General features: G+C 56.0%; 9 protein-coding genes. 4 read left to right on the top strand and 5 right to left on the bottom strand.

Annotation, left to right across the window (positions count from 1 at the left end; genetic code table 11):
• The 4 genes from C9413_RS16120 to C9413_RS16105 form a co-directional block, all read right to left on the bottom strand.
• Positions 1-857 (bottom strand): ABC transporter ATP-binding protein (locus tag C9413_RS16120; protein ID WP_170250629.1); only part of this gene is annotated, 857 nt, incomplete at its 3' end.
• Positions 858-1,773: 916 nt separating this feature from the next.
• Positions 1,774-2,199, bottom strand: coding sequence for a type II toxin-antitoxin system VapC family toxin (locus C9413_RS16115; protein WP_040114772.1), 426 nt, complete (start codon positions 2,197-2,199; stop codon positions 1,774-1,776).
• Positions 2,196-2,450, bottom strand: a complete 255-nt coding sequence (locus C9413_RS16110) for a plasmid stabilization protein (RefSeq protein ID WP_040116464.1) — start codon at positions 2,448-2,450, stop codon at positions 2,196-2,198. Before C9413_RS16110 ends, C9413_RS16115 begins: the two co-directional genes overlap by 4 nt.
• Before the next feature lie 371 nt (positions 2,451-2,821).
• Positions 2,822-3,514 carry a metalloregulator ArsR/SmtB family transcription factor gene (locus C9413_RS16105; RefSeq protein ID WP_040114771.1) on the bottom strand — a complete coding sequence of 231 codons (693 nt, stop codon included), beginning with the start codon at positions 3,512-3,514 and terminating at the stop codon, positions 2,822-2,824.
• Between the two features lie 90 nt (positions 3,515-3,604).
• Here C9413_RS16105 and C9413_RS16100 point away from each other — a divergent pair, with 90 nt between their 5' ends.
• The gene (locus C9413_RS16100; protein ID WP_040114770.1) at positions 3,605-4,513 is read left to right on the top strand and encodes a DMT family transporter; all 909 of its coding nucleotides are present in this window, start codon (positions 3,605-3,607) and stop codon (positions 4,511-4,513) included.
• Positions 4,514-4,544: 31 nt separating this feature from the next.
• On the opposite strand, the gene C9413_RS16095 is transcribed toward C9413_RS16100, so the two are convergent.
• The gene (locus C9413_RS16095) at positions 4,545-5,195 is read right to left on the bottom strand and encodes a 4'-phosphopantetheinyl transferase superfamily protein (protein WP_052451753.1); all 651 of its coding nucleotides are present in this window, start codon (positions 5,193-5,195) and stop codon (positions 4,545-4,547) included.
• A gap of 110 nt (positions 5,196-5,305) precedes the next feature.
• On the opposite strand from C9413_RS16095, the gene C9413_RS16090 reads away from it, so the two are divergent.
• From C9413_RS16090 to C9413_RS16080, 3 genes are all read left to right on the top strand, one after another.
• Positions 5,306-10,627: a type I polyketide synthase gene (locus C9413_RS16090; protein WP_170250628.1), complete on the top strand. Its 5,322-nt coding sequence runs from the start codon at positions 5,306-5,308 to the stop codon at positions 10,625-10,627.
• A 23-nt stretch (positions 10,628-10,650) separates the two neighbouring features.
• Positions 10,651-11,709 (top strand): glycine betaine ABC transporter substrate-binding protein, encoded by a 1,059-nt coding sequence (locus C9413_RS16085; RefSeq protein WP_040114768.1) that lies wholly within the window; start codon positions 10,651-10,653, stop codon positions 11,707-11,709.
• A gap of 32 nt (positions 11,710-11,741) precedes the next feature.
• A partial coding sequence (locus tag C9413_RS16080; RefSeq protein WP_170250627.1) for an AMP-binding protein occupies positions 11,742-13,348 on the top strand: 1,607 nt, incomplete at its 3' end.

Here is a 13,348-nt window from a genome sequence, read left to right as displayed (position 1 = left end):
GGCGCCGCCCGGATACAGGGCAACGCCCTGGGCCGCTCCGGCGGATCGAGACGGGCGCGCAAGGCGTCCCACGCGGTTGCGCTCCGGCCCTGGCGGTTTGCTCGTGTTCCGCTGGTGCCGGGCGAGCGGAATTCGGCGGCGTAGAGCGACTTGGGATGATCGTAGATATCGTAGCCCGTCCCGATCTGCTCGATGCGGCCTTCCTTCATCAACACGACCCGATCTCCCACCGAAAGCGCCTCCTCCGGGTCGTGCGTGACGAGGACCGCCGCCGGCCCCAAGGCCCTCAATGTCGCAATGGTTTCCTCGCGCACCCGCTCCCGGAGGCCACGGTCAAGGTTTGAGAAAGGTTCGTCCATGAGGAGGATTGCCGGTTTCGGGGCAAGGGCGCGTGCCAGGGCCACACGCTGCTGCTCGCCGCCCGACAACGTGTGTGGATAGCGGTTGGAAAGTGCCGATATGCCGATTCGACTTATCACCTCGATCGCGCGATCACGGGCCTCGTGCCGTTGCAGCTTGTTCAGGCCGAACGTCACATTCTCCTCGACCGTCAAATGCGGGAACAGGGCGTAGTCCTGGAACATGAAGCCGATATTGCGATGCTCGGGTTCTACGAAGCCGTTCGCTCCCGCGATCTCCGCGCCGTTCAACAGAATTTCGCCGCTGTCTGCCTTGTCTACCCCGGCGATGATGCGCAGCAGCGAGGACTTGCCGCAACCGGACTGGCCGACGAGGCAGACGATTTCACCAGGCGTGAGCGTAAACGAAACGTCATCCAGTGCCTGCGTTTCCCCAAAACGCCGGCCGACATGCGCCAGCACAAGCGTTCCATTGATCCCCTCGAGTGATCCGTGCATTGCCGATCCTTCAGTCATAGCGAGTATCGAGGACATACTGTTCCAGGTGGCTCCACCGTGAAACAGAAAACTTTACCAGCCGGGTTTTTGCACAGATGTTCGCACAGCGCCTTATCGGCACCGTGCGTTTTTGCGGGGCCCGACGCCCCGCGATCTTTAAGTGAAGAACACCATCAAATCCAACGTAGATCCCTTCTTGGGAGAGTGAGATTTATCGAACGCTCAGCGAAACATCTGGTGATCAGACACCTAGCTTTTAGATCAGTCCCGGAACCAGTCCAACGCCGATCAGCAACATCGCCACTGCCACGATGATCTGCACCACGCGCAGCGTGACCTTTGCAGGACGCGCTTGCCAAGAAACGAACCGACGAACGCACAAAAAGTGCCTACGGCAACTGGCGCAAGCAAGTGGCTGGAATAACGGCAGGGCAAGTATCCCAGGCTTACCGATTGGGTCAGGAAAACTGCGAGTGGCCCCCATCATGTCGACCATGGAACCTACAAATTCCGCGAGATCTCGCGGCTCTAGGTGCGTCTGACCGGAAACGGCCAACCGAGCGGCCTCTACGCCAAATAGGCTTGGCTTGAGGACTTAAGCCGTCGGCACGGGAATCGCCTGCTCTGGCATTTTAAAGATCGGAAACATGAATGGGTGAAGATAACAGCGCCTAAAATCAAACGTCGCAGCCAATGATGCGTGCGCCATCGATACGGCGGAGACGGGCTTACTGCGCAGCGAAGGTAGAAGCGGCTGATCACGCTCTCGCGATGCGACAGCCTTAGACGCTTGCGAGCCGTTGAATGACGAAGGCGTATTTTCAAGGAGCCCAAGCCGCGCGCGATACACCAATGTGGAAACTACGCTGATCGTAGCTCTTGATAGGAATCGAACTCACGACAACTTACATCAAGGTCATTGTTGTAGTGACCAAGGATTGATCACTTTCACCCCAGCGGCTTCGAAAGGGCTCGTGTCTCGAGTTGCGACGGCGAGGCCGTTCGCTGCTGCTGTCGCTGCAATATAACCATCCGCCCTGCCTATCGCTTTCCCCGATACTCGAGCGCGCGCCATCAGCTCCGAATAGAACTGCGAGGTGGCAAGGCCGAAAGGCAGGATGCGCTCGGCAAAGTGCGGAAGCACTTCGCCCTCCAGGCGATCGCGAAGGATAGATTGCCGTTTGCCTGAGGGCATGACAGCGATCCCGAAACGAAGTTCAGCAATTGTTATCGCGGAAAGGAACAGCGTCTCGATGACTTGGGCGTCCATCCACGCGATCACTGTCCCTTCAGGAACCGGCTTCCACGGCTCCGATATCACATTGGTATCCAGCAAGATCATTCGAAAGTCATCGGCTCGGCAGGCGCTTTATCGCGATTTTGCTGCAGGGCTTCAATGTCGTGGTTGGAAAGCTCAGCGTCACGACCTATGGCCGCGAGTAAGGAACCGAGTTTCACGCGTTCAGATGGACGAACGGCGGCCTCGATAATGTCACGGATTTCGGCCTCGGTGCTTCGGCCATGGTGAGCTGCTCGCACCCGTAGGGCGCGATGCGTTTCATCAGAAAGATTGCGAATTGTGACTGCCGGCATTGATATCACCCTTCTAGAAAGGATACCTTTGATATCGAAATACATCTAATGATATCGCTTTTCAAGCGGGCTAGTTGTGCAACTCTATCAAATTCGATCACGTTGACGCTGAAATTCCACTGATGGAGCAGTGCATCCCGTTCAGTTCGCCGCCTTCAACAAACAGGACAATCACATCTAAACTTAGATATTTCAATTACTTAGTCTGCCGTTGAGACGTATGCATATTATGAAACTGCGCCAAAAGAGAGCTGCCTTCGCAAGAGGCGCGCCAGTGTATGGCATCACCGGTTTGCATATGCCGCCCGCTTTTTTTGGACAGTTTGGCCTCTCGGTTTCATCGTTCTGCCAGTGACACCAACCGCTTTTGCCTACTCTCGGCCGGTCAGCCACGCCAGAGCTTGCTTCCCCGCCGCGGTTACGGTGACGCTGCGGTCGGCGTCCCGCTGGATCCATGTCTTCGCCAGGAGGTGCCGGCAGAGCGCCGCTCCAAGGTGACCGCCTAAATGAAACTGATGATGTTCGCTCCAGTCGGGGCAGGCGAAAGCTAATCGCCTATGCGAATGGGTTTCTTCTTGTGTACTGTAGTCCAGGTCCAATCGATCGAAAGCATCCCGCGCGTTAGGCCCGATGCGGACATCATCCCAAGGGAAGGCAGGTGCCGTCAACGCACCGTAGCCAATCAAACCTTGCATAATCTGGACGCCGATGCGGCCGGCCAGGTGATCGTAGCATGTCCTCGCCTGCCGAAGAGCATCCGGCGTATGCATTGTCGTCATCGTTCGGCTGCCGGTGGCGGCCCAGGAGAGCGAGGCAATCACCTCGGCGATTGTCGGCGAGGCGACGCGATAAATGACCATCCGGCCATTCTTCTCCGCCTCCACTAGGCCATGCGCACGCAGTCGCCGAAGGTGGTTGGAGACATTTGATTGGGACGTTCCGGTGGCCTCGATAAGCTGTGCGACCGAACACGGTCCCCAGGTGAGACACTGAAGCATCTGCAGTCTCAGCGGGTCGGCGAGCATCTTGGCGATGGCTGTCGCTACTTCTAATTCATTCGTCATTGACTTCTTCTACGTTTTGGCGTCATCTATCACCGATAAGTGATATGTCAAGTTTCTGGTCGTGATTACGTGCACTTGGCGAGGGGCCGAATGTTCAAAAATCCGAAGGCGGCAGCCGCCAATCTCGCTGTTGCCAATGCGATATTTGGCACGATCGGCCTCTTCGCGGTTGAAGCGGGCCTGCCGCCGTTTGCCACCGTGTTTTGGCGCTGCGTTTTCGCGACCGTGTTCCTTCTGGTGTGGTGTATCGGATTTGGCCATCTGGCACCGGCTAATCTCTCACCAAGGTTGCTGATATATGCTGCTATCGGAGGCATCGGCAATATCGGAAGTTCCGTGGCCCTGTTCGGTGCATACAAATTCTACAGTATTGCGACTGCAACTATTATCTATCACGTGCAGCCTTTCTTTGTCGTCTTGATTGGCGCCTTGGCCTTGAGAGAAACCATAAAGGCGTCAGAGATCCTTTGGATCCTTCTTGCATTCGTCGGCTTGATATTGTCGACCGGCCTGATCGGCACGACGGGCGGCGATGACTCATGGATTCCCGGCGTTGGTCTTTCACTCGTGGCCGCGTTTTTATATGCCGTTGGCACGATCATTGGCAAAGAACTGGGCGCGCAGAGGCCCGAGGTTACAACACTGGTGCAGACGATCGTCGGTGCTCTTTTACTGTCGCCTTTCGCGGATCTGGCCGCCCCGGTGCCCGTGCAGTCGTGGAAGTGGCTCATCTCTTTGGGGATCCTGCACACCGGCATCGCCTATGTGCTGCTTTTCTCAGCCTATCCGCGCCTTAGAACACCTGTTATCGGCGTTTTCGCGTTCATTTTTCCGTTGGTTGCAATCCTCGTCGATCTGCTGGTTTACGACAAGCCCATCCATTTGCTTCAGGCGGCCGGATTGCTTCTGATCATGCTTGGTACGTTGGGTGTTCAGCTGGGCTGGGCGGGAAATTTTCGCCGCGTGCGCGCGGTCCAAGGTTCGTCCAATCCCAATTGAATGGTCGCAGCGTATCGCTCGTTTTTGTTGATCAAACCTGCCACGAGACGGCCGCAGAGTAACCTTGAGGAGCTACTATGGATTCCAGTCGCCACCGCCCGGCAATGATGTTCCTATCCATGACCGATATCCAATTCAAGGGCGTGCTAAACCCGGTTCCGATGGCCTTCAACAACGCCTCTTTTCGAGTCCACAAGCTAAAGAACGAAGGCATTCGGTTCTCGACACCGCTTTCGATAAGCCACTGATGTTCGTCGCTACAGAAGTAGTCATAGACCATGCCTTCCGCATCTTCGATTACACGGTGTTTTTCGATGTCAATGCCGACGTCAGTGGGACTGATCGCGATGGCGATGAAATTGCCGGAGTGGGAAACGTTGAACCTTAGGTTCGAAACGGGATCGGAGAGAAGCGGCTTGCCGTATCGGCCCTTGGCAAAGCCTAGCGACGCAGGCGCTATGCCGAGCTCCCGAGATAGCTCGGATCTCAGAATAAACTTTGACAAGATCGAGCGCGTGCGTTCGGCCCTGTCGAAAATCGCGCCCGCCTCTTCCAGTTCGTCGGCGGGCAGATGTTCCAGGATGGCCTGCGGCAACGGCTCCCTGCCAAGGATATGCGGCGATGCGTCGTACAGTTTGTAGCGGCAGCTCTCATCCAAAACTTTTGCATCAAACAGGAGCATTCGAAACCCGAGCGATCATTCTACGACATGACTTTCGTACTGATCGGTGAGGTACACGCCCCCGCAGTTGAGTGTACGAAACGTCTATTTCATTGAGAGAAAGCAACGTCATGCAATATACCTACCACGGGAACGAAATCGCGATCATCGGAATGGCATGCCGGTTTCCCGACGCCGACACCGTAGACACATATTGGAAGAATTTGAAGCAGGGTCGCGAGAGCATTGTTCCAATCTCCCGCGAGCAGCTTCGCCGCCTCGGTGTGGCGGACAAGGTCATCGATGGCGGCGACTATGTTGGAGTTTCAGCCAATCTACCGAACTTTGACACCTTTGATGCCGGGTTCTTCAAGTTGACGCAGAAAGAGGCAGAGACGATCGATCCTCAACATCGTCTGTTTCTGGAGTGCGCTTGGGAAGCGCTCGAGGCTGCGGGATGCGCACAAAGGCGAAGCGAGCTTCTGATCGGCGTTTACGGCGGTGTGGGACCAAGCACCTATTCGACGGATTTTCTGCAGAATCCATATCAGGTCCCCGGCACGAACCGTTTTCTCGACAGCGCCTCAGGCTTCCTTGTCCTGCTTGGAAACGACAAGGATTATGTCAGCACAAGAACGTCCTACAAACTCGACCTGCGCGGACCAAGCCTGAACGTGCAGAGCGCGTGCTCGACCGGTCTGCTCTCGGTGCATCTGGCATGCCAGGGGCTGCAACTGGGAGAATGCGACGTTGCCCTTGCTGGCGCATCATCGATCCTCATTCCTCACGGCGTAGGCTACATCCATCAGGCAGGCGGTATCGTTTCTCGTGACGGCCATTGCCGGGCTTTTGACGCCGCTGCTGATGGAACGGTTTTTAGCAGCGGAACAGGAGTTGTTGCTCTCAAACGTCTGGACGACGCGTTGTCCGACGGAGATTTCATTCACGCTGTCATCAAAGGTTCTGCCACAAACAACGACGGGGCCGCTAAAGCGAGCTTTGGTGCGCCGAGCGTGCGGGGACAGGCTGACGTCATCAGACAAGCGCTTGCCAACGCCGGCGTTGAAGCAAACTCAATTGAGTTCATCGAAACCCACGGAACCGGAACGCCGCTGGGAGATCCGATCGAAGTGCGTGCCTTTCCTGCGGACTTTGCACTGTCGTCGAACGAGCAGGCCCGCTGTGCTCTCGGCTCGGTTAAGACGAACATCGGCCATTTGTCGGCGGCCGCGGGTATTGCGGGTCTCATCAAGGCGGTCCTGGCGTTGCAGCATCGGACCATTCCGCCAACATTGCACTTCCAAAGTTTAAATCCGGCAATTTCCTTTGACGGAACACCTTTCTACATAAACACCGCGCCGGAAGATTGGGCCGGGCAGGCGCCTCACAGGGCAGGCGTGACATCGCTCGGTGTTGGCGGCACGAATGTGCATGTCGTCCTGGAGGAAGCTCCTCGGCAGCGATCGGCCGACGAAGAGCGGAAGGGACAAAGGCCAGGCGTCCTCGCGTTGTCGGCGGATTCCGAAAAGGCATTGAGCAACCTGCTGCTGAAATACCGCGACTATCTCCTTTGCCCGGTGGCACCGGAGCCATCAGACGTCTGCTACAGTGCAAACACAGGGCTTGCACATTTCCCCTACCGCTTCGCGGCAGTGTCGACGAGCGCGGCCGACCTTGCCGAGCAGCTTGACGTCGCGTCGAAGCGCACGTCTTCAGTCGCTACTAGCCAAGACGGCAAGCTGGCATTTCTGTTTACCGGCCAAGGATCCCAATACCCGGGAATGGGCAAGATTCTCTACCAAACTGAACCGGTCTTTCGCCACTGGATCGATATCGCAAATCCACTAGTCACGGACGAATGCGGCGTCCAACTCCTCGACCTATTGTTCTCTCCCCTGGTGAGCAAAGAGCTGCTTGATCAAACGCGCTACACACAGCCCGCCTTGCTGGCGTTTGAATATGCGCTCGCAAAGCTCTGGCTGGCGCGTGGGGTCAAACCCGATGTCCTCATTGGACATAGCCTGGGCGAATTCACTGCCGCCTGCGTGTCCGGAATTCTCCCATTCGATCAAGCTCTGCGACTTGTCGGGGCGCGTGGTCGGCTCATGCAGGACGCTCGTCCGGCCGGTGCGATGCTGGCTGTTGCCATGGGCCTCGACGAGGCGCGTCGATTGATCAGAGAATTCGGGTCAAGCCTTTCGATCGCCGCGAAGAACGCGCCGCTCAGCGTGGTTGTATCGGGCGAAAAACAGGAAATACTGGCCCTTCGTGAAGAGCTGGAAAGATGCGGCGTCAGTCATTCGATCGTCAACGCTTCGGTAGCTTCCCATTCTTCGCTGATGGAATCCATAGTCGGGGATTTCGCCCATCATGCGAAGTCTGTCGATTTTTCATCACCGACGCTTCCAATCATCGCAAATGTAACGGGAAGCATTTCTTCGCAGGAGATGACCAGTCCCGACTATTGGTGCAAACAGCTGCTAAAACCTGTCCTTTTCGAACAAAGCGTCGAAACCGCGTTGCGACTGGGTGTAACGACATTCCTGGAAATTGGCCCCAAATCCGTCCTTTCAAATCTCGGTAAAATGTGCGCCAGCGATCGACCGGCAATCCAAAACACTGCCTGGATTACAGCATTGAGTGAGAACGTGGATGATTGCGAGCAGGATGCGCTTGCTTTGGCTCAACTCTTTGAAAGTGGCGCGGGGATTGATTGGGCGGCCATTTACGAGGACAGGAAGGGACGGCGTATTCCTCTTCCAAGCTATCCATTCCAAAGACAGCGATATTGGCCGGGCGTTGACGATAAGGTCGATGAGAGATGGTTTCATCGAACGCTTTGGCGTCCTGAAGAACAGGCGGATCGTTCAGCAGACAGCCCGCTGCCCCAGATCCTCCTCGTATGTGGTGGCGCGGACACTGCAGCAACCGAACTGGTCAACCTGCTTGAGCGAAAAATTACCGCCGAAGCGGCAAAGACAGTGCGTTGGGGCCGCCACAGGCCAATCGTGATGTATCTCAACGAAATCAATATCGCTGACATTCAGGCGCTGCTCCGCCACACGACGACCGGAAAAGACGCCCCGGAATGCCGACTGATTTACGTGGCCTTCGCGTCGTCACAGGAAGACGGTGAAACAGCGCCGCAGGCGGGACCAGATGCCACTCAAGGGATCTTTGATGCGCTACGCTTTGTGCGCGACGCGTCCGCCTTCGATGGCTCTATAGACCTCAAGGTCCAGATCTTGACGCGCAACGCGGTCAGCATCGATCACCAGGATCTTCCTGTCGTGCCCGCCCAGGCCGCCATTTGGTCTGTCGCGACGGTGTTCGGGCAGGAGCACCGCGACATATGGCACAGTGTGATCGACTTCGACCAATCCTCGACGGATCTTGTAGTCGCACGGCTTTTACGCGGTGATTTGGCCGACCAGACGGCACTTCGACGCCGAAGCAGCTTTGTTGCCCGACTTGAGGATGTGGAACTAGCAGAGTCGCGGTCGCTCGCTTTCAGGGATGATGCCACCTATCTCGTCACGGGCGGACTTGGCGGCGTCGGAAGATCGCTGGTGCGATGGCTTGCAGATTGCGGCGCTAAAAACATTCTGCTCATCGGCAGGTCGCTCGAAGACGAAACCAAGCGGAGCGAACTGAAAGCCCTTCGAGAACGCATTCCAAACCTTCGCTTCGAAAGGGCCGACGTAGCGTCCCGCGCGGATATGGCGCGGATTTTTTCCGATATTGAGGTATCGGGCTTCCCGTTAAGGGGCGTCTTTCACGCGGCTGGCGTCAATGAAAATGGCATGATTGCGGATGTTGCCCATGACGCCCTCGACAGAGCCTTGAGGCCAAAACTTCATGGGACGCTCGTGCTCGATGAACTCACGCGCTCGTGCGAGATGGATTTCTTCATCTGCTTTTCCTCTCTGTCATCCATGCTGGGGTTCAAGGGGCAGGCTGCTTATGTGGCCGCAAATGCCGCCATGGAAGCAATCGTGACGAAGCGCGTTTGCGAGGGGTTCCCGGCGCTTGCGATCTGTTGGGGGCCCTGGGCAGGTGACGGAATGTCGGCCTCTCTCGGTGCCCGACAGAAAGCGCGTCTTGCCGCCATGGGCATTCGGGAATTTTCCCCCGATGAAGGGGTAGAGAAGCTTTCGCGCCTTTTCGGCCTCTCGGGAGTCTACGGCGCCTTTCCAATCGTCTGGCAAAGCTATCTCGACCAGTTCAATCAACGAATTCCGCCGCTATTTTCGTCAGTAACAAGCCACAACAAGAAAAGCGCTGTCGGCACTGGACGAACAGCCAAACGCCCGTTTAAAGACGAAGCGGCCGCGCTTCCCATCGAGGAGCGGACGGATTTTGTCGTTTCGAGTATTTCCGCGATCGTCGCAAAGACCCTTGGTACATCCCCGAAATCGGTTACGATAGACAAACCGATCAATCGGCTGGGTTTCGATTCTCTCACCACCTTGGAATTGCGTGACGCCCTGAAGGCACTCGGCGTGGTCCTACCCCTTGGCCCGCTCTTTTCCGGTGCCTCGATCGCCGACATCTCCAAGATAATCCTCGATCAACTGGAAACCCAAACGGGTGTGCGCCTTGCTCCGCCGTCTTCAGTTCTTCCTGCTCGACGTGAACCGTTGATCATTCCAAGGCGGAGTGAAAATTCGAGCATGCAGCTTGTTTGCTTCGCGTATGCCGGCGGAGGACCGGCCGTCTTCAATGGCTGGGCCGACCAACTTCCAGATGACATCGAAGTGGCTATCGTTCAATTGCCCGGAAGAGGCTCACGGCTGGCTGAGCGGCCGCATACGAGGATGCATGATCTCGTTGATGAGCTGACGCCTGTCTTGGTTGACTACCTCGATAGGCCATTTGCCTTCTTCGGTCATTGCGTAGGCGGTATCCAGGCTTTCGAACTCGCCCATCGCTTGGAGCGCGAGTATCGATTGCATCCGCTTCATCTGTTCGTCGCCGGGTCGAGAGCTCCGCAGATCTATAATGAACGACAGGCGGCTATTGACGCTGTCCAATTCGGTGCGACGGCAGCTCGTTCCGGAGCTGCAGCCGAAGAGGATTTCATTGACATGCTTAAGGATGTCAACTTCGCAAACAACAAGGCTCTCTTCAAGGATGCCGAATTGTTGTCTCTCATGCTCCCCGTCATCAAAGCCGACTACGAGCTTAACAACAGCTACATCTATCAGCCAAAACACCCCCTTGCCACGCCCATCACGGCAATTGGCGGTCGGGCCGATCCTTACACGACCGGCGAACATATCCTGGCGTGGAGCGAGCAATCCATGTTGCCGTTAGACACCCATTTCTGCCCGGGCGACCACTATTTCATGGAAACCCATAGCTCCTTTCTGATCGAGACAGCTGCCCAAATTCTTCTGGGATATGCCTCTCAGGCAAGGCCACGTCACATCAGGATTGTTTCGTCCAACTGACTGTTTTTCAAATGGAGATTCCGATGTCGTTGAAACTGATGAATGCCACGATCAACGTTGCCGCACTTTCATTTGTGATGATGTTCTCGTTAAGCCCAGAACGCGTTTTGGGGCAGACACAATCAGCGCCGATCACGTTCTACGACGGGGGATGGGAGAACATCCAAATCAGCAACGCGATTGCCATTTACATGATCAAGCACGGCTTCGGGCGCCAAGCCGTGGACGTCGATTCCAATGTTCCGAAAATGCAAAACGCGATGAGAAGCGGAACGATGGACGTCAATCTGGAAATGTACAACAACCTCATGGCGGAATGGGTGAGCGCACAGGTTACAGACGGCAAGATTGTCGAGCTCGGCGAAACTTACGAGAGTGCCTCGCAGGGCTTTTATGTTCCCACCTATGTCATCAAAGGAGATGCCGCCCGAGGCATCAAGCCCCTCGCCCCCGATCTTAGCAGCGTTCAGGATCTTCGCAAATATCTTCAAGCATTTCGCGAACGCGATCCGGACAGGCAATCCAAATTCATCAATTGCATACCCGGCTGGGCTTGCAGGGAGATTAACCTGATCAAGCTTGCGACATACGGGCTGGATAATGATCTCAAATCCATCGAACCAAAAACAGAAAATGAGCTGAACGAAACCATTCTGAAGGAATACGAGGCGGGGCGTCCGTTCATAACCTATTATTGGGCTCCCAGTGCGCTGCCGACCATGATCGACCTGACGCTTCTGAAGGAACCTGCTTACGACCCCGCTTGCTGGGCTGCAATCGAAAAGCTGCTCACGCCGTTTCAGCCTGGCGTTCCGGCTGAACGAGCTTGCGCCTATGAGACTATTCCAATCCTGAAATATGCGACGAAGAAAATGGTCGGTGAAAACCCGGACGTCGTAGCCTTCCTGCGGGCCATGTTCATCGGTTCCAAGACGATGGGCGAGCTTGCGGCTTACATGCATAAGCAAAGGGCCACGCCTGACGAGACCGCACTTTATTTTCTGAGAAATCATCAGACGACCTGGACGAAATGGGTCTCCGATCCCGTCCGATCGCGGGTTGCCGCATCGCTCTCCCACTAATTCATCGCAACGCTCTCGCTGGAGAATGTAAGATGGCCGACTTAAACTTGCTGCGCAAAATTCAAGAATTCAGCTGGCGAACTCCTGATCACCCAGCGATAGAGTTTCACGGCGAAGTTACCACCTATGAAGACCTCGCCGCTCGCGTGGCTGCAATATCCAAGCATTTTCTCGCAGCCGGCATTTATGTCGGTTCGCGCGTCGGCATCCATCTTCGACGCTCTCCCGACATGGTTGCTGCGATTCTCGCAGCTCTAAATGTCGGGGCCGCGTTTGTCCCATTGCCCTTGGATTCGCCAAAAGCAAGAAACAGACTGGTTGCCGAATTGGCTGATCTCAATCTGTTGATCGTCGATGACGAACTTCATGGCAGCGATTTTCCCGCCCGCAACCGCATGCGGCTGAACGAAATTGGCTTTGCTGGCAATCCCATTCTGCCAGTCGCTGCTTTCGATGAGCAGGAGTTGGCTTACATCATATTCACGTCCGGATCGACCGGCCAGCCCAAGGGCGTGATGGTTAGACGGTGCAATCTCGACTACTTCCTGGATGCGATCGACCAGGTCGTGGATTTTCGCAGATGGAACAGGATCCTGGCGGCGACGACGTTTGGGTTCGATATTTCTGTGCTTGAGCTGCTTCTTCCGCTGGCCAATGGCGGTACCTTGATTCTTGCCGATGATCATCAATCGAGAAGCAGCGATGCCCTGATCAAGCTCGTGGAAGGGCGAGAGCGATGCCTGATCCAGGCAACACCAGCTATGTGGCGCATGATCGTTTCCTCGGGTTGGATTCCAAACTGCAATGTCGGCGCCATCTGCGGAGGAGAAGTTCTCCCGACCCAATTGGCCCGAGAATTATTCGATCGTTCAAAGGCCGCATGGAACCTCTATGGCCCGACCGAGACGACCATTTGGTCGTTCTACCATTGCATCTCGGAAGCAGATTTTGCAGATCCCGGAAAAGCGGTGCCAATTGGCTATCCTTTGCCAGGGACGAGCTACGCGATTGAGAAGGCCGATGGCGAACTCGGGGATGGTGAGCTGCGCATCGATGGCCCCGGTGTAAGTGGAGGTTATTTCCGACGCCCGGACCTGAATGAAGGGAAATTCACAAGTGCGTTGGAGAACGGGCCGTTTGACCGCTTCATGACGGGCGATCTGGTCGTCGAGCGCAATGATGGCTGTTTGATGTATGTCGGACGCAAAGATCGCCAGGTGAAGCTAAACGGGTTTCGTATCGAGCCTGGAGAAATCGAAAGAGCGCTCGATCGTCTGCCGTTCGTAGAACAATCGGCAGTCAAGCTCACTGAAACGAGGTCGAGTGAAAAGTGCCTGACCGCGTTCATTGTTGCTCCGCAGCTTGACGAGAGGGTCGAGAGCTGGGGCGCGGTCTGGGATGCGGCCTATGACCTCCATGGGCAAACAAGTATTGCCGAGGGAACGGGATATACATCGACCTTCACCGGAAAACCGATCGGCGAAACCCAAATCAAGGCGTGGGCGCAGGCAACCGCAGATCGCGTCTTAGGGTTTTCTCCCGGCAGTGTCCTCGATATCGGCTGCGGCGTGGGCTTACTTGGCGAGCGCCTCTTAAGGGAAGGCCTGGTCGAATATCAGGGCTGTGATCTGTCGAGTGC

Origin of the sequence: Rhizobium sp. SEMIA 4085 (assembly GCF_013004495.1) — a bacterium.
Classification (GTDB): domain Bacteria; phylum Pseudomonadota; class Alphaproteobacteria; order Rhizobiales; family Rhizobiaceae; genus Rhizobium; species Rhizobium gallicum.
Note: the sequence above shows the minus strand (reverse complement) of the source record. Positions and strands in the feature narration are given on the sequence as shown.

Bases quoted from the DNA above. Each gene is read 5' to 3' on its own strand.
- C9413_RS16105 (WP_040114771.1), bottom strand. From the start codon at position 3,514: ATGACGAATGAATTAGAAGTAGCGACAGCCATCGCCAAGATGCTCGCC.
- C9413_RS16090 (WP_170250628.1), top strand. From the start codon at position 5,306: ATGCAATATACCTACCACGGGAACGAAATCGCGATCATCGGAATGGCA.
- C9413_RS16100 (WP_040114770.1), top strand. From the start codon at position 3,605: ATGTTCAAAAATCCGAAGGCGGCAGCCGCCAATCTCGCTGTTGCCAAT.
- C9413_RS16095 (WP_052451753.1), bottom strand. From the start codon at position 5,195: ATGCTCCTGTTTGATGCAAAAGTTTTGGATGAGAGCTGCCGCTACAAA.
- C9413_RS16110 (WP_040116464.1), bottom strand. From the start codon at position 2,450: ATGCCGGCAGTCACAATTCGCAATCTTTCTGATGAAACGCATCGCGCC.
- C9413_RS16085 (WP_040114768.1), top strand. From the start codon at position 10,651: ATGTCGTTGAAACTGATGAATGCCACGATCAACGTTGCCGCACTTTCA.
- C9413_RS16115 (WP_040114772.1), bottom strand. From the start codon at position 2,199: ATGATCTTGCTGGATACCAATGTGATATCGGAGCCGTGGAAGCCGGTT.